This is a genomic window from Alteromonas macleodii (genome assembly GCF_903772925.1).
GTDB classification, from domain to species: Bacteria; Pseudomonadota; Gammaproteobacteria; order Enterobacterales; family Alteromonadaceae; genus Alteromonas; species Alteromonas macleodii_A.
The window spans coordinates 2,275,962-2,292,898 of record NZ_LR812090.1; the positions used below are offsets into that span (position 1 = coordinate 2,275,962).

Annotated in this window: 18 protein-coding genes; 4 read left to right on the plus strand and 14 right to left on the minus strand. The window is 41.5% G+C overall.

What is annotated here, in order from left to right:
• Window positions 1-14: 14 nt before the first annotated feature.
• Window positions 15-263, plus strand: coding sequence for an EF-hand domain-containing protein (locus tag PCAR9_RS09790; RefSeq protein ID WP_039220280.1), 249 nt, complete (start codon window positions 15-17; stop codon window positions 261-263).
• Between the two features lie 328 nt (window positions 264-591).
• Here the strand turns inward: PCAR9_RS09790 and PCAR9_RS09795 are convergent, their stop codons facing one another.
• The 9 genes from PCAR9_RS09795 to PCAR9_RS09835 all read right to left on the minus strand — a co-directional run bounded on the left by PCAR9_RS09795 (window position 592) and on the right by PCAR9_RS09835 (window position 7,973).
• Window positions 592-1,125, minus strand: a complete 534-nt coding sequence (locus PCAR9_RS09795; protein WP_179983439.1) for a Pycsar system effector family protein — start codon at window positions 1,123-1,125, stop codon at window positions 592-594.
• A gap of 2 nt (window positions 1,126-1,127) precedes the next feature.
• Window positions 1,128-2,075, minus strand: coding sequence for an adenylate/guanylate cyclase domain-containing protein (locus tag PCAR9_RS09800; protein WP_179983440.1), 948 nt, complete (start codon window positions 2,073-2,075; stop codon window positions 1,128-1,130).
• A gap of 136 nt (window positions 2,076-2,211) precedes the next feature.
• Window positions 2,212-2,532 (minus strand): hypothetical protein, encoded by a 321-nt coding sequence (locus PCAR9_RS09805; RefSeq protein WP_179983441.1) that lies wholly within the window; start codon window positions 2,530-2,532, stop codon window positions 2,212-2,214.
• Between the two features lie 2 nt (window positions 2,533-2,534).
• Window positions 2,535-2,882, minus strand: coding sequence for a DUF6864 domain-containing function (locus PCAR9_RS09810; RefSeq protein WP_179983442.1), 348 nt, complete (start codon window positions 2,880-2,882; stop codon window positions 2,535-2,537).
• 512 nt (window positions 2,883-3,394) lie between these two features.
• Window positions 3,395-4,381: a coiled-coil domain-containing protein gene (locus tag PCAR9_RS09815; protein ID WP_179983443.1), complete on the minus strand. Its 987-nt coding sequence runs from the start codon at window positions 4,379-4,381 to the stop codon at window positions 3,395-3,397.
• Between the two features lie 90 nt (window positions 4,382-4,471).
• On the minus strand, window positions 4,472-4,654 hold the full coding sequence (locus tag PCAR9_RS09820; RefSeq protein ID WP_197964236.1) for a hypothetical protein: 183 nt from the start codon (window positions 4,652-4,654) through the stop codon (window positions 4,472-4,474).
• Window positions 4,655-5,002: 348 nt separating this feature from the next.
• Complete coding sequence (locus PCAR9_RS09825) at window positions 5,003-6,328, minus strand: DEAD/DEAH box helicase (RefSeq protein ID WP_179983444.1); 1,326 nt, start codon at window positions 6,326-6,328, stop codon at window positions 5,003-5,005.
• A gap of 284 nt (window positions 6,329-6,612) precedes the next feature.
• Window positions 6,613-7,266, minus strand: a complete 654-nt coding sequence (locus PCAR9_RS09830; protein ID WP_179983445.1) for a CoA transferase subunit B — start codon at window positions 7,264-7,266, stop codon at window positions 6,613-6,615.
• Window positions 7,266-7,973, minus strand: a complete 708-nt coding sequence (locus PCAR9_RS09835) for a CoA transferase subunit A (RefSeq protein WP_179983446.1) — start codon at window positions 7,971-7,973, stop codon at window positions 7,266-7,268. The genes PCAR9_RS09830 and PCAR9_RS09835 overlap by 1 nt, the downstream gene beginning before the upstream one ends.
• A gap of 120 nt (window positions 7,974-8,093) precedes the next feature.
• On the opposite strand from PCAR9_RS09835, the gene PCAR9_RS09840 reads away from it, so the two are divergent.
• Window positions 8,094-8,987 carry a LysR family transcriptional regulator gene (locus tag PCAR9_RS09840; RefSeq protein ID WP_179983447.1) on the plus strand — a complete coding sequence of 298 codons (894 nt, stop codon included), beginning with the start codon at window positions 8,094-8,096 and terminating at the stop codon, window positions 8,985-8,987.
• Between the two features lie 28 nt (window positions 8,988-9,015).
• Here PCAR9_RS09840 and PCAR9_RS09845 read toward each other — a convergent pair whose 3' ends face one another.
• Together PCAR9_RS09845 and PCAR9_RS09850 are read right to left on the minus strand one after the other, a co-directional pair.
• Window positions 9,016-9,774: a hypothetical protein gene (locus PCAR9_RS09845; protein ID WP_179983448.1), complete on the minus strand. Its 759-nt coding sequence runs from the start codon at window positions 9,772-9,774 to the stop codon at window positions 9,016-9,018.
• A gap of 94 nt (window positions 9,775-9,868) precedes the next feature.
• Complete coding sequence (locus PCAR9_RS09850) at window positions 9,869-10,573, minus strand: sensor histidine kinase (protein WP_179983449.1); 705 nt, start codon at window positions 10,571-10,573, stop codon at window positions 9,869-9,871.
• A gap of 210 nt (window positions 10,574-10,783) precedes the next feature.
• Between PCAR9_RS09850 and cysB the strand changes: the two genes are divergently transcribed.
• Window positions 10,784-11,758 carry an HTH-type transcriptional regulator CysB gene (cysB, locus tag PCAR9_RS09855; protein WP_118494818.1) on the plus strand — a complete coding sequence of 325 codons (975 nt, stop codon included), beginning with the start codon at window positions 10,784-10,786 and terminating at the stop codon, window positions 11,756-11,758.
• Window positions 11,759-11,868: 110 nt separating this feature from the next.
• Window positions 11,869-13,073, plus strand: a protein-coding gene (locus PCAR9_RS09860; RefSeq protein ID WP_179982363.1) for an IS3 family transposase whose coding sequence is annotated in 2 segments (ribosomal slippage) — window positions 11,869-12,241 and window positions 12,241-13,073 — 1,206 coding nt in all. Because the reading frame shifts where the segments join, the coding sequence is not laid out codon by codon here.
• Window positions 13,074-13,128: 55 nt separating this feature from the next.
• On the opposite strand, the gene PCAR9_RS09865 is transcribed toward PCAR9_RS09860, so the two are convergent.
• The 3 genes from PCAR9_RS09865 to pabB form a co-directional block, all read right to left on the minus strand.
• Window positions 13,129-14,502, minus strand: coding sequence for an L-serine ammonia-lyase (locus tag PCAR9_RS09865; RefSeq protein WP_179983450.1), 1,374 nt, complete (start codon window positions 14,500-14,502; stop codon window positions 13,129-13,131).
• A 153-nt stretch (window positions 14,503-14,655) separates the two neighbouring features.
• Complete coding sequence (locus PCAR9_RS09870) at window positions 14,656-15,228, minus strand: CoA pyrophosphatase (RefSeq protein WP_179983451.1); 573 nt, start codon at window positions 15,226-15,228, stop codon at window positions 14,656-14,658.
• A 103-nt stretch (window positions 15,229-15,331) separates the two neighbouring features.
• The gene (gene pabB / locus PCAR9_RS09875; RefSeq protein WP_179985201.1) at window positions 15,332-16,768 is read right to left on the minus strand and encodes an aminodeoxychorismate synthase component I; all 1,437 of its coding nucleotides are present in this window, start codon (window positions 16,766-16,768) and stop codon (window positions 15,332-15,334) included.
• Window positions 16,769-16,937 lie beyond the last annotated feature (169 nt).

Consider the following 16,937-nt stretch of genomic DNA (forward strand, 5'->3'; position numbering starts at 1 on the left):
AGTTGAAATAAGGAATGCGAGTGAGCACTCAACTTTCAGAATCTAAAATTGAAGAAATTAGAAAGGACTTCAGCTTTTTCGATCGTGATGGCAATGGCCAAATCGATTTACCTGAGTTCATCGAGCTTCTAACCGTAATTTCGCCAAAGACTAAAGCTAGCCACGTACAAGAAGGCTTTAAGCTTATCGATAGTAACGACGATGGTTACATCGACTTCGAAGAGTTTTTGGAGTGGTGGCAAGAAGGGTGGTGGGAGTACTAAGTTTACTTAGTAACGCAAACCATCGCTAAAGCTTCGTGTACGCTCTGTTGAGCGTGTCTTAAAAGCTTATAGTTACCGCAAAAAGAAAACGCTAAAACGGGTGCTTTGTAAAGCACCCGTTTTTTTATGCTTGAGTTGCGCTGATATGAGTTGGCTAATTTAGGTTTACATGTTTATTGTTGGACGGCTGCTTTGAGCGTAAAGCGGCCCTTGGATATTTCTACCTCTCGAGACCGCTTCAGACATTAAGCGGTCGTTCAACGCCGCGCTCTGCGGAAATTTATGAGCGCCATCGAGTATATTTTTCGTAGCAGAGCTTTGTTATGGCTCATTCTCGTACCCAGTACAAAACAAGTGCGCCTAGTGGGGTCAGCACACCTGCTAAGAACAATAATACAGCACCACTAAACACTCGGTACTTAATAAATGATATTTTAGAGTTATTTACAATTTGGTCACAAAAAGCCAACTCTAATTGGCATTCTTTATACCCATCCAATTCATCATATCGATTAAATAACTCAAGGTACGTTCTTTTGCTGTACTTGCATGCATGGCCGAAAAACAGGGGGTTATCGCCCTCTTCTTTATTTGGCATTTTTATCCAAAAAGGTGGTGCTATCCTTGGTATAAAAGAAGTAAGTGATATTACTATCGCAGCAGCAACAAATATGGTGAAGGACGCTACATATAATGTAACTAAGCCACTTTCTACTGAATAGGACGAATAAAGCCTAAGCACTCCAAAAATTGTTGCACACCCCACGGCGACTAAAGCTCCATTTTTGGCTTCTGCGAACTTAAGCCATTCAACCATTTGTTTTAAGGTACTCTCAAGCACAATTATTCTTTCTTTATCCATAGCTAAATATTTTCCACCGCTGTTTTAATCACATCACCACCGTAAACCTCACCACTATAATCCCTTACGCTAATGAATTGTTTTGAAAACCACCCATTCTTTATGGAATCCGCATTTGGGTTAGCTGACTTATAACCATCATAAACAGCTTTAGTCATTAATATTGGACAGTGAGATTCACTGTGAGAGATAGTGGTTTTAAAAAAGGCATAAAAATGTTCATCTTTATGCCTTAACATTCTCGAGCTTGTTTCTTCAAGGTCATCAATAAACTTTTCATAGGGCTTAGATTGCCAATGCCAATCCTTTATATTTGGATAGTAATTACCTTGATGAATCGCAGGGATTGAATAGTTTTCAGTTTTATTTGCTAGATCTGTAAGCCGTGACGCTGTATTGGCTGGCTTTCCAAGCCAGACTAGGCTGCGGTAAAATTCTTTTTCATCACCTTGCCTAATAGCACCAGACTTAGTTATGAGCATCTTACCGTAATCAATTCCTATCCCAGCACTAAACTCAAATGACTTTATTCTTTTATTCAGAATGTGCTTACAAACACTATTCATTAGAACTGCTGTATCTACAGCTTTTGTAAAACAGTCTTGCTTATCAAATACAACCATTACCCTGTCGCCAATAATATTCCTGACGTGACCACCATAATACCGAGCGGATGCCAGCATTGTTCTTACGAAGCTGGAATAAATCTTAGCGAGTGTTTTAGGCTTTCTCTCTGCGCTAATTTTTGCTGATCCTCGAATATCGACGTATAAAACACAGCTCTCAAGGCGTTTACACTTCTTCTTTTGCGTATCAAGATTATCATAAGTTATGTTGGCGTCTGAGAATGATGGAACAAAGTTAGTTTCTATAATCTCAACTTCAAAATCAGATGAGTTTACAGCTTGCACTTCTCCATCTAGCTCTCTTAAAAAATCTACTAACGACACAAAACTTCCTCAAGCCCCATAGCACCCGTATAAAGGGCAATAACACATGGGCTAAAATTAGAAACGAAGTGACGCAGCCCATGTGTTAGCGTCCCAGCGATATAAGCTAGCGAGCGATTAAGTGCGTTAGTTAGCACTATTCTCCTTTACCGAAAGCATATCCTAATGCAAGGGTTATAATTGGTACAAAAATACCCCATATTTCGCCGACAGAACTAAGGACATCAGTAGTATTTGTTGTCGAGAAAAAAACTCTGATAAAAACTAAAACGCTAAGCCCTGTTGCTATATAGAAACTCCATGTAATTGTCATCCAAATGAAAGAGTCCTTTGCGTTCTTTCCCGTGCCAATATGGTCAGCTATTTTGCCAGCAATCTCTGTGTTAGCGTATGAGCCACCAGATGATGTAGGGCTTGTACTCTCTTGCTCTGGGAAATTTAATTCAGTATCAGCCATGACTATTCTCTTAACATGAATGTGTAATGGAATTCTCGTAAATCTCCTTCACTGGTTGTTACATAACAAGTTGCCAAAAGAGATTTTCCTGATATTTTCCCAATTTCTAGTGGTTTTAATATTCCTTCACCTAGTGCACTAGTAAAATTATGTAATCTTATTACCATTTCCTTATTGACTACTTCACCTGTAAACCTAGGACCTTCAGAGTCTTTGATAAATTTATACCGAATCGTAAGGTTTGCTATTTCAAATTTGACCTCTGGTTCGGTTAAATGCACAACGCCAGATGCAATAACTTCACACCCAGAGGTTGTTACCTTGATTGGAATTTGACTGTTTTGAATCAAAAAAATTCTCCTTTGCTGATTCCAGTGCTAGTAATTTTATAGTAAGCGATTGAATCATTTTTCTATCAACAACCGTCTTATTTTAATTTTTCTTATATTAGTAACAAATTAGCTAAGTTGTTACTAGTTATGTTCTTTTTTTACTGTATAACAAGTGGTCTTAGGTAATAAACGACCCATTGGGTCGTTTTCCTGAATAAAGGGGAAAAGCAACTGTCAATATTTACCTAAACAATTGTCTGACTCTAAATAATGAAAATACTTTGATCAGCTATAGCGCCATTAGCAGATTCTGATTTTCATCAGAATGACGAGTAGATAATCGCTGATAGATGAAGCCGGATATGAAAGTCGTAAAGGTCCGGAATACGTGCTCTTCTGCCGTTTAATTACAAATAATTGAACGGCAGCTTTTGGCACACAAAAGACTTTAAGACTTGAAAAACTAAGTCATCAAAAATGTCAGAAAAAGTGCTGACCAACCCAAATTAGATACAGTCTAAAAGAATTTACTAATCCACGTTTTCACAGTTAACCCATATTTTTCTGCTTCTATCAGAATTCAACAATGTGCATGTCCCAGAAAACATACTGATGTCATCGAACCAAGCCTTGGTAGCGCGTTCAGTTATTGTGCAGCCTGCGAACAGTCGATTATCTTCTTGCGCTAATGCACCCATTTGCCGGTCAAACGCAGCTTCGCTGTAACATACGATACTGTTACGCTTAATAGTACGATTACCAATATTTTGGCTTCTGTTAGAGGTGGTGTCGTTTTTCCGAGCACCTATACTGGCATTTTCAGCATTCAAGTCTGTAAGCAACTGTTGTTGCTCTTTGATACTGGCTTGTAATCTTCTTTTTTCTTCATTGGCAGCTTTTTGAGCTGCAACTTGCCGTTCTATCTCTCTTTTTTTCTCATTAAGTTCCGCAATCTCACGTTTTGTATTTTCTCTTTCACCCTTTACGGTATTACTCATATTGATTCGGTTATCTTCGATGTTCTGGATAGCACTTGAGAAAATAGACATAAAGTGCTCGTAACTCTTAATTCCAAAAACTTTGCTTTCTTTTCGATTTAATGAGTCAAAAGTATTAATGTACTCCACCATTTCCATTTGCTCATCAATGTTAAAGCTGTTTATCTGCTTCCAACGACTTTCATAAACGGTAAAAGCTTTTGCAAAAAGAGTGTCTTTTTTAGACTCACTGCAAAAAGGATACATTTCCTTATAGGTTTCGCCCCAGATGAATGGCGACTTTTTATAAGCTTTGTATATATCCTCGATAATATTTTTTTCCTTGAGTACCTGCTGCATATCAAACACATTCTCTATTGTTGAGAAATCAAAATCTTGATATTTCAAAGCAAGCTTGAGATAGGGTATGGTTTCTGAGCCACCGAAGCTGAAACCTAGCTCCTGATAGTCACATTTTGGATTTGCGCTGCTGACGCTTGCAAAGAAAGTCAAAGCTAAAAATGAGAGGAGGCGTGTCATATAACATCCTTTTAAATACCAACACTCGCTTAAGTTCGCATAAATAGATTTAAATAGCTAGCAGTTGTACTTATTTAAGTACTGACTCTTCTACCACACACCATCATTAGAACCATTAGCCGCAACAACTATAGAGTTTTCTTTTAACCACACCTCTCCGCTGTACCATTTCTTTAATACACCATAAGACGATTTGAAGTTATTAATACCTTTTCTTAATGACGTTCTATTGCAGTGAACTGTCTTTGGATACGACGCTCGACCATAGCTCATGAACTGGTCTTCAGAGCAGGCACAGTTTTGACCGTGATGGTTTATGAAAAAATTGAAGCCCTTAAAACTAAATAACCGATGTCTGCAATACGTACTCTCCTGCTGTTTAATAACAAATGATTGAACGGCAGCTCATGGCACAAATCGGAATTTATAGCCTAACCTCTAAAATTCTGTTCCCTATCCTTAGCAAAACTTTAAGCCTCAACAGATGAACCTACTTATTGGACGAAGCTATGATAGAGAAAGTATGTAAGAGAATAGTTGTTAGGATTAAATGAAGCGATGACCGCCGCTATTAACGCGAGCTATATTAGCGGCGGATTAGTATTAACTAATAAACGGGTTTTACTCGTCGTCATCCTGCTGTGTATTTCTTGGTTTGCGTTTCACAGGAACCATTCCGATATCTTCACCCAGCATGGTGTCAACGCGCTTTTTCACATTTGTTTTAACAGGTTTAGCCACACGCTTTTTACCATTTTGCGCGCTGGCTTTTTTCGACACTTTTTTCTTTGGTTTGAAACCCTTGAACGAGGCTGCGAATTCGTCGTGCGGTGAGCACTCTAAAGCATATTGAAGGTGACTCTTAAGCCCTTCAAAACTGTTCCAATCGCGCGGGCCAATTAACGAGAAAGCTTCGCCTTTTTGCCCAGCACGACCTGTGCGGCCAATACGGTGAATATACTCATCGGCGTTTTTGGGTAGGTCGAAGTTAACTACCAAGCCAACCTTTGACAAATCCAGACCACGAGAAGCGAGGTCAGTGGTAACCAAAATACTGTGCTGCCCACGAGCAAATGCACTCATTACTGCTGCGCGTTGGCTTTGTAGCATATCACCACGAAGAGCAATAGCTTCTAAATTCTCTTCGTTAAGCAATGCTGCAATTCTATCGGTATCTTCACGGGTAGCAGTAAATACGATAGCTTGGTTGTAGGTACGATTGGCCAGTTCAAACTGTAAGATTTGATCTTTGTTATCAACGTTGTCTGCAAAGAAGCACTTCTGCTCAATGTCGCCATGCTCTGCCGTTGAGTCTCCTACCGCTACGCGTACAGCACCTTTGGTCAACTGCGTTGTCATATGCTTAAGCTCAATATTATCGAGCGTGGCAGAAAACAGCATAGTTTGACGTTTTCTGTGATCAGCATAGTCGTTAATCATTTTAAGCTGAGCAGAGAAGCCTAAATCTAACATTCGATCGGCTTCATCAAAAATCAGCAACTCTAGACCGTTTAGATACACGCTTTTGTCTAAAAGGTGATCGGCAACCCGACCCGCTGTACCCACGATGATATGAGGGTTGCGTCGAAGCGCTTTAACTTGGTCGTTGTAGTTTTCGCCGCCCACAATAAGCGAACACGTAAGATTTAAGCCCGTGCACATTGACTTGGCTTCAATGAAAACCTGTTTAGCGAGTTCACGGGTAGGAGCAAGGATAAGTGCACGCGGGTCTTGTCTGCTTAACGCTTTTTGCGACATTAGCCGGTTTAAAGCAGGTACTAAAAAGGCGAAGGTTTTACCTGACCCTGTTTTTGAAGACGCGATAATATCCTTACCCTGTATGGCAGGAAGCATAGTACGTTCTTGAATTTCGGTTAGCGTCGAAATGTTTTTCGTTTCGAGCTTTGAAATAATTTTATGATGGACAGGTAAATCAGTAACTAGCAAGAAAGGTGAGCCTTTTTAAAAATAACGTTCGTGCGCATTATCCCTTAATGCACAGTGTATTAAAAGGCTTATTGCGTTACCCGCTTTAAACTCGGGTGTATGGCACTGATAACGAACAATCAATGCCTGTAGTGGGGCAGGATATTAATATAAACGAATTAGCGTGTTGCCTTACGAGTCGCGCTTACCTTGAACACATTATGTGCTACTTAGTAAGCGCGGCCTAATTAAACGTAAATGTATAAAGTTGTATGTAAGCGTATCGTGTTTACCTATTGAACTTACTAAAACTGCATCTCTGGTACGTTTTCAGGTACAACAAGGTTTCCTCCGGTTTTCTCTCTGATTTCATCTACGCTCACGCCTGGTGCGCGCTCCTGAAGAACAAAGGAGCCGTCTTCAACGCTCAGAACTGCTAAGTCAGTAATTATGCGTGTGATACAGTTCACGCCGGTTAACGGTAATGTACATTCGCTTAGTAACTTAGGATTACCGCGTTTATCGGTATGGGTCATGGTAACAATTATGTTTTTCGCGCCAGCAACAAGGTCCATGGCGCCGCCCATACCTTTAACCAGTTTGCCCGGTATCATCCACGAGGCAATATTGCCCGATACATCAACTTCAAAAGCACCTAGCACAGTAAAATCTACATGTCCGCCACGGATCATGGCGAAGCTCTCGGCACTGTTGAATATTGATGCGCCGGTTATAGCTGTCACCGTCTCTTTACCTGCGTTTATCATGTCGGCATCAACTTCACTTTCAGTCGGGTAACGCCCCATACCCAAAAGGCCGTTTTCCGACTGCAGCATAACGCTAATATCATCGGGGACATAATTAGCCGCAAGGGTAGGGATACCAATGCCTAAATTCACGTAATCTCCATCTTTGAACTCTTGGGCTACGCGCATTGCAATCTGTTCTCTGCTAAGCATTATACGGTCTCCTTACTAACTACACGGCGCTCTATGCGTTTCTCAAATGAACCTTTAATCACGCGATTTACATAAATCCCTGGCGTATGGATTTCGCTAGGGTTAAGCTCGCCAGGCTCTACAATTTCTTCTGCTTCTACAACAGTGATCTTGCCGGCGGTTGCTGCCATAGGGTTAAAGTTTTGTGCCGTGTGGCGATAAACACAGTTACCGTAAGTGTCTGCTTTCCAGGCTTTTACAATTGCAAAGTCGCCAGTGATGGCATGCTCAAGAATATAAGGGCGCCCATCAAACTCTTTAACTTCTTTCCCTTCACCAACCGGCGTGCCATAACCTGTGGCAGTGTAGAATGCGGGTATTCCTGCACCACCAGCTCGCATTTTTTCAGCTAACGTGCCTTGTGGGGTGAGTTCAACTTCCAACTCACCGTTGAGTAATTGCTTTTCAAACAACGCATTTTCACCGACATAGGAAGATACCATTTTTGATATTTGTTTATCTTCTAACAATAGACCTAATCCAAAACCATCAACACCACAGTTGTTAGACACTACGGTAAGGCCTGACACTCCCATCATCTTAATTTGACTAATTAGGCCTTCTGGAATTCCGCAAAGGCCGAAGCCTCCAGCAATGACCGTCATACCATCTTCAAGGCCTGCCATGGCTTCATCGTACGAGGATACAACTTTGTTAAACCCTGCCATTTTTTATCTCCAATGCTTTTGTTAAAAATAAGTATCAGCATTGTTGCAAGATATGTAAAATCGAATTAATCTTTCAATTGATAAATATAATTTATTAATTAGCCATAAAGGATGACACTTATGGATGTCTCTTACCGTCAAGTAAAGGCGTTTGTTGAAGTGGCTAAGTCTTCAACCTTTGCGGAAGCTGCGGTGAACCTGCACCTAACCCAACCCGCTTTGTCTTCTGCGATAAAAAAAATGGAAGAGCAATTAGGCGGTAAATTGTTTCAGCGTAATACACGCAACGTAAGCTTAACGCCTGAAGGAGAGGTGTTATTCCCGAACGCGTTACGTTTACTTCATGACTGGGACAACACTTTTTCAGACATGCAAAACCTATTCGCTATGGCGAAGGGTCAACTCACTGTATGTGCTATGCCTTCTTTTGCCGAGTCACATCTGCCCAATATATTATCGATGTTTCATCAACGTACTCCTAACGTAAACCTAAGAATAGTGGATGTTGTTATGGAGCAAGTTATTCACGAAGTAACTACCGGGCGCAGTGAAATAGGCTTTTCTTTCGAGCCAGAACGCAAAGATGGGCTGGTGTTCAACAGCCTTTTTACCGATGAGTTTGTTGTAGTAGGAAATAAAACGTTGTTGCCTAACTTGGGCAAAGCACTCAATTGGAGGGATTGCCTCCAGTTCCCTCTAGTAATGATGAACCGGGGATCAGCGGTACGTCACTGGACACAGTCTAAGCTTCAGCAGTACGGCGAGTTAAATATTATCGCAGAAACAGGGCAACTATCTACACTTGGAAAACTTATACAAAATGGTTTGGGCATATCTATTATGCCTGCAATTTGTAAAGATCAAATGGAGGGGCTTGGTCTTGTGGCCCAAAGCATTGCTGATGAGCCTTTAGTGAAAAGCATTGGTATAATCAAAAACGCAAGAAAGGGGTTGTCGTTACCCGCTCAGTCAATATGGGACTTGGCTATTGCGCATTATGCTCAAACAGCATAATACGCAATGTATTTGACGAGAGTAGGGACTACCACTTCTTTTTAGGAGCGAATAGCTCGTCCAGTTCGTCTCTTTCCTCTTCTTGCTTTTTAGCGCGATCTTTTTCGTTAACGCTCTTAAGATTGCTTTGAATTTCGTTAAGCCACTCGTTGAGTGTGGAAAGTTTAGATGCAGAGTATTCATCCTGTGGGTTCTGATTTTCCAGCGCCGTTTTGGCTTTTTCAAAATATTGTCTTGCTGAACCCAACATATTGGTTTGCAGTGCTGCGCGGCCGCGCTTAATAAGCGTCTCTACGTTTACTTTGACCTGCAAACGTTCCAATTGTTTATCTTCATCCATAAATACTTTTGAATCAATTTGCCCTTTGCTATGTTCAGAGCGAAGCACTATGCGCAGTTTCTTAACTGCTTGGATGTACTGAATTATCATTTTATCGTTATCTGGCAGCGAAAACTCAGAGGCCCTCGTCGACTTGTCAGAGAGCGCCGCTGCTGTGGCTTGCTCGCTACTCGCTATCCGTTGTTTTAATTCTGCGGTGCTCGATAATTCATTCATGGTTTTGAGCGCATTAAGAATTCGGTTGTGAAGAATACCCATGATTCGTGAAGAAACCGGCATATTTACACTTGCCGCTATAATATTCTCGGTTTCATCAACAATAGTGCGCTGTTTCGCCAACTCAGTTCGACGCTCTGCTTCTTGTTTTTGACGATGTTGTTGGATTGCATTAATGAAAATAGCTGCGATTAGCAAAACAACAATCAAAATAATAATAATCACGTACATGCGTGTGTTTCCGTCTGTTTTTACATCTTATAACGTCAGTTTTTTATCAACCATGAGCGTTACTTTTTGAATTATCTATTGTTATCGGACAATCTTACGGTATTTTTACTTCAAATACACTCCCGCCTAGGCTTCCACCATTATAAAGGGTAATTGATCCTATTCTGTCGCCTTGCGAATGCGCATTTGCAATGAGTTTAGCAAAGAACAGCCCAAGGCCTGTTCTACCTTGGCTTAATTCAAAGTCACATAGCGCGTCGTGGCTTTTAGACAACATTGCTTCGGGGTATCCACTACCGTCATCTTCAACCCTTAAAGTCATAAACTCATCTTCATCAGTATGGGCTGAAACAAGTATCTTTGATGTGCCATAGCGCATTGCATTTATAATCACATCGTTTAAAAGCAAATAAATTAACTCGCTGTCTAAATACCAACTTAGGTCTTCTTCAGCATCGACAGTAATTTCTATATTTTTTTGAGATACGTAGAGTGCGTTGGAGCCGACAACATCCTCAACTAAATCTTTGACAAAACTTTCATCAACAGTAATAGGCAGGCTTTCTAATTCTGCTCGATATAAAGAGAGTATCTGAACAAGATTCGTGTTTAGCCTTGATGCTTCATAATGGACACTTGCTACTTGTTCTCTTGCTTCAGTGTTTTGCGGAGAAAGCGAATCGCTCAATGTTTCAATAGATTGAATTAAAAGAAATAATGAATTCTTCATATCGTGTACAGCAGCAGCTAATACAGATGAAAAATCGATTGAAGATGTAACTTGTTTACTACTGCTCATTATCTATTAAACGCCGTGCGACTCTTTAACCCTAAACATACTGTAGAAGAGATTAGAAAATGAAGGGCAAATTACGCGTAAATTTGTAAAAAAATGAATTAAATTCAACTTTATAATGCTAATTTTGTAATAGCAACTAGTAAAAAACCGTAGTTTTGGTTATAACGGAGGGAGTAAAGTGTCAGTTGATCCCATAATACGGTGTAAAATATGAAGCTACAGCAACTACGGTATATCGTAGAAGTTCTCAATAATAATTTGAATGTGTCTGCAACGGCAGAAAGTTTGTATACCTCACAGCCAGGTATCAGCAAGCAAGTACGTATGCTAGAGGACGAATTAGGCGTTCAAATTTTTGGCCGTAGCGGAAAGCACCTTACTCACGTAACCGACGCGGGTAATGATGTAATTAACATTGCTCGCGAGATTCTTGCGAAAGTAGAAAGCATCAAAGCCGTTGCAAGAGAACATACACTTCCCGACCAAGGCAAGCTGAATATCGCGACCACCCACACTCAGGCACGCTATGCGTTACCAGACGTGATCCAAGGTTTTATGACAAAGTACCCCAAGGTGTCGTTACATATGCATCAAGGTACGCCTTCTCAAATTAGCGACTTAGCTGCTAAAGGTGAAGCTGATTTTGCTATCGCGACTGAAGCGCTTCACTTGTACAACGATTTAGTTATGCTGCCGTGTTATCACTGGAATCGCAGCGTAATTGTAAACAAAGATCACCCGCTTTCTAAAAAGGGCACTATAGATATTTCAGATATTGCAAAGTATCCGTTAGTGACTTATGTGTTCGGGTTTACAGGGCGCTCAGAATTAGACCAAGCTTTTGAAAGAGCAGGGCTGACACCAAAAATCGTTTTCACTGCCACCGATGCTGATGTAATTAAAACTTATGTACGCTTGGGTGTAGGTATTGGTGTAATCGCGTCGATGGCCGTTAGCGAAGAGTTAGACGATGACTTGGTTAAAATAGACGCGAGTCACTTGTTTGATTACAGCACGACAAAGATTGGCTTTAGGAAAGGATCATTCCTTAGAAGTTACATGTACGACTTCATTGAGCGATTTGCGCCTCACCTTACCAAAGACAAGGTGGAAAAAGCTATGATGCTGAAAAATAATGAAGAAGTTGAAAAAATGTTCAAGGGCGTGACCTTACCAGTTAAGTAACGTTGTGAAAAACCAATACGAATAAAAAAGGGGCTGTCGCCCCTTTTTTAGTTTTTGTTGACCCATCCTAAATAACGTTGACACTTTTCAAACTTAATTTGGAGAGTGTAATGAAATCAAATAGCAAAAGAACGCAACGCGATTATTCCCTCGCTTTTAAACTGGCCGTTGTAGACCAAGTTGAAAAAGGCGAATTCACATATAAACAAGCACAAGACCACTACGGAATTCAGGGGTGTTCAACGGTTTTAGTTTGGCTTCGTAAGCATGGTCGTCTAAATTGGACGGATGGTACACCTAAGCTTCTTAAACGAGGTAACTGCGTGGATAAGTCCAAAATAGAGCTCACTCCAGAACAGCGTATTAAAGCTCTGGAGAAAGAGCTTGCTGATACGAAAATGAAAGCTGATTTCTTTGAAGCCGTCGTGAATGTTCTTGAAACTGATTATGGAGTAAGCGTTGTAAAAAAGCGCAAAAGAAAGTCATCCAGGAAAAAGTGATAGACGGGGTTTCCGTAGCCAAAGCTTGTCGTTATCTGAAGATTTCTCGTCAGGCTTACTACCAACACTGCGCTCGCTCACTCAAGCGCGAAGCGCATGAGGCTAGGGTCATTCAATTCGTACGTCAGGAGCGAATGATTCAGCCTCGTATCGGTACTAGGAAACTACAGTATCTTCTTGCGCTCGTAAAAATAGATATTGGTAGGGATCATCTCTTTAATTTACTAAGAGAAAGGCGTCTACTGGTCCCGACAAAGCGTGCCTATCACAAAACAACGAATAGTCATCATCGGTTCCGCTGTCATCCCAACCTCATTAAAGCGGGGTTAAAAGCCGATAAACCCAATCAGCTATGGGTAGCGGATATCACGTACTTACCGACGCGAAGTGGAGAGAGTTATGTGAGTCTCATTACAGATGCTTACTCAAGGAAGATTGTGGGCTATCAGGTTGACGATAACATGCGAACGCAGTCAGTAAAGCAAGCATTTACTCAAGCGCTTAAACAAAAAAGTACGAACGAAAAGCTCGTACATCATTCTGACAGAGGTATACAGTATTGCTCAGAAGAGTATCAAAAACTCCATAGAAAACATGATGTACAGTGCTCAATGACAGATGGCTACGACTGCTATCAAAACGCCCTTGCAGAACGGATAAACGGTATCCTTAAAAATGAATACTTACTCCATAAGCCAAGAGATTTAGAAGAAGCGAGAAAAATGGTTGCAGAGTCAGTAGCAATCTATAATGGTAGGCGGCCACATCTGGCCCTTAAATACAAAACGCCCGATGAAATACATCGGGCGTTTTAACCGAAATAAGTGTCAACCTATTTCAGGACTAGTCATGTTTATAGTGCGCATACAGTTAACACTCGATGATATTTACCGCGAGACCGCCTCGTGCTGTTTCTTTATATTTTGTTTTCATATCGTTACCCGTATCTCGCATCGTCTTAATAACTTTATCTAACGACACTTTTTGTTCACCCGTACCGCGTAGCGCAAGTCGAGAAGCATTTATTGCTTTTATTGCACCCATAGCATTACGCTCAATACATGGAACTTGCACCAGGCCACCTACAGGGTCACAGGTTAATCCAAGGTTGTGCTCCATGCCGATTTCAGCAGCATTTTCTACGGATGCCGCTGTCCCGCCCATTATTTCTGCAAGGGCGCCTGCAGCCATAGAGCATGCAACACCCACTTCTCCTTGGCAACCCACTTCAGCGCCGGAAATAGATGCGTTCTCTTTGTAAAGTATGCCAATAGCACCAGCGGTAAGAAGAAAGCGGCTTGCTACTTCTTCATCAACGGGTCGAATAAATTTATCTACGTATTGAAGTACGGCGGGGATAATACCTGCGGCACCGTTTGTAGGCGCGGTGACAACACGCCCTCCCGCAGCATTTTCTTCGTTTACTGCCAAAGCAAAAAGGTTCACCCAATCCATAGTTTGCATAGGATCATTGGTATGCTCGGTTTGAAGGCGACGATAAAGCCCAGGTGCGCGACGCACTACCTTTAGGCCACCAGGCAGTATGCCTTCGCTCTCAATACCGCGTTGAATACATGCTTTCATTACCAGCCAAATATGATGTAACTGCTGTTTTACTTCATGTTTCGGCCTAAAAGTCGTTTCGTTACGCAGCATCAAAGAGCTAATACTTAAACCGTTGTTCTTACACAGAGCAAGTAATTCTTCAGCGGTTTTAAAAGGGAAGGGCACCGAAGCTTGAAGGCTGGCGGCATGAGCTTTAGTTGCGTCAAAATCTTCGTCTTTGATAATAAAGCCGCCACCTATGCTGTAATAGGTTTGCTCTCTAACCAATTCAGTTTTCGAGTAGGCGTAAAACGTCAGTGCATTAGCATGTTTAGGCAGTGTCTTACGGCGATGAAATACAATCGCATTTTTATTGGGGAAATGGACTTGCTTCTGACCGTTGAGGCACAGTAGTTCGGAATTACGAATTTCCTCGAGTTTGCTATCAATAGTGTCAACATCCACTACGTCGGGAATTTCGCCTAACAAACCTAGAATGACAGCTTTACCGGTACCGTGTCCGATGCCTGTTTGACCTAGTGACCCAAACAGCTCAACTTTTACGCTATCAACTGAATCGAAAAGCGCAGTATCCTGCGCAAGTTCAGAAACGAACTCGGCACCGGCTTTCATCGGTCCTACTGTGTGCGAACTTGATGGGCCAATACCCACACTGAACATATCGAATACACTGATCATAAACATTCATAAATTAAAACTAAGTAATATTAAGATCATGCATGCGCTACGTAAAAAGCTCAATACAGAAATGCTAATAGAGAGATTAGTTTTGCTAATAGGCTGTAAAGTTTAATTTATAGCGCTTTAGACAAAGGCGTCTAACTTTTGTTATTAGGGGTGAATATGGTGCGACAGGTTTCGCAGCATAGCTGCTGTTGCACCCCAAATCATACGGTGCTGCCAAGGAATAAAGTATATAGGAAAAGTTTTGTTATTGCGGTGAGTATTATGGACTAGGTGGTTCTTTCTATCTAACACATGAGCAAGCGGGACTTCGAAAGCGCTCTCTACTTCATTCTTATCGATAACCGGTGTGAAGTCTGGGTTTACAAAGCCCACAACAGGGGCTATTTCATAACCACTGATTGTTCTATATTTTGGCAGCATGCCAATAACATCTACGTGAGTAGACGGAAGGCCAACTTCTTCTTCTGCTTCGCGAAGCGCTGCGGCAAAAAAAGAATTGTCGGTTTCATCCACCGCTCCACCCGGAAAGCTTATTTGGCCGGGGTGATGTTTTAGGTGGTGAGCACGTTCTGTTAGCAGAAGCTGAAGCGAGTTGCCATAGTCTATCAAAGGTATTAGCACCGCCGCGGGCCGTCCTGTTTTCTTTAAAGGAAAGTCAGGCTCAGTGTGAGTCAGCCTTAAATGATGAAATTGTGATAGAAATTCGCTTTTCTTCATAGATACTATTTATTTATAAATCACAATCCAACGCAAGTTACAAATCAGGCCAGGTCAAAAGCCAGATAATTAGCTTGTCGTTAGAGCGCATAAAACTGTTCTGTTACTGGTTCATCATTGCTAGCACGGGCAGTATTTTTGATACCTTATCAAGTGTTTCTTGATATTCTTCGCTTGGTACGGAATCTAGCACGATACCACCGCCTGCCCAGCAATGTAATCTATTATTCTCAGCTAACACCGTGCGTATACAGATACTTGAATCCATATCTTCTCGGTACCCCATATAAAACACGCTACCACAATATATATGGCGACGGTGAGGTTCTAGTTCATCAATCACTTCCATAGCGCGTATCTTAGGTGCACCGGTAATTGAACCGCCTGGGAAGGCAGATGCTAAAAGCGCCAAAGGCGACGACGCGTCGTTTAATTCGCCTGTTACGGTACTAACTAGGTGGTGCACGGCTTCATAACTTTCAAGTGCAAAGAGTGCGGGTACTTTTACTGTGTGGGGCTTGCAGTGTTTTGAAACATCGTTACGAAGCAAATCCACAATCATTAGGTTTTCGGCACGATCCTTTTCGGCGTTAAGCAAACTCTGTGCACTGGCTTCATCTTTTTCTACATCGTTAAAGCGAGGGCGAGTGCCCTTAATGGGCTTAGTTTCTACAACCTTGTTTTTTACACGTAAAAAACGCTCGGGTGAGATAGACGCTATACAGCCTTGTGGAAGGTTGTAATAAGCAGAAAAGGGCGCTTGATTCTGATTACGTAACTCGCAATAAGCCTGCCACATGCTTCCTTCAAACGCCGCACTAAATCGCTGTGCCATATTTACTTGATAGCAGTCGCCTGCGCGAAGATAAGCGCTAATTTTAGCTAAACATGTTTCGTAGGCGTCTTTCGACAGATTAGACTCAAAGGGCGATGTGAGCTTAAAACCCTCAGGTGTTGGTACTTGCTTTAACGACTTAAATACTTGTGACAACGAACGATTATCTGCGCTGCAAAAATAGATATATCCGGTTTGTGTGTCTTCAATAAGAGAATACAGATACAAGCCAACGGTGAAGTCAGGTGTACTGTAGTCGTTTTGAGCCATACTGGGTAATGTTTCATAGAATCGACCGGTGTCATATCCAGCCATTCCTGCTACACCAACAATGAAAGGTAAATGGGTAGTGTCAAAAGTAGCCTTTACTACGATAGATTCGACTTTGGCATGCAAATGCGCTTGAACCGCTTCAAAAGGCAGCATGTTAAGACGCTGCCGTGAAGAGGTGTGTAAATCGATTAGTTCTGTTTGTTCACCTTTCGCCTCAATAACAGCGGTAGGTGAAAAGGCCATTATATTAAACCGGCCATCGCTCTTAGAAGAGCCTGAAGTGTCGAATAAAATAGCGTAGGGCTGTGCAGATATTTGTTCAAATAATCTATTGAAAACTATAGTGTTATCGCAGTCTAGCGCAAATTCGTTGGCTAACTCCTGTTGGGTAAAACGGGTGACATGAACATTGATAGTATCTGCGTGTGGCATAGGTTTTTCTGTACTTCTTTTCATCTAGGCCGTCGAGTGCTTAAAAGCAAAAAAGAACGACCGCCAATTTGTAACTGACACTTGCGAACAAGTGTTTTTATTGTCGCTATTACAACGCTTTCTAATGCGTATAACTAATATAGCGCGTAAAAATATTTGGAATTAGCCC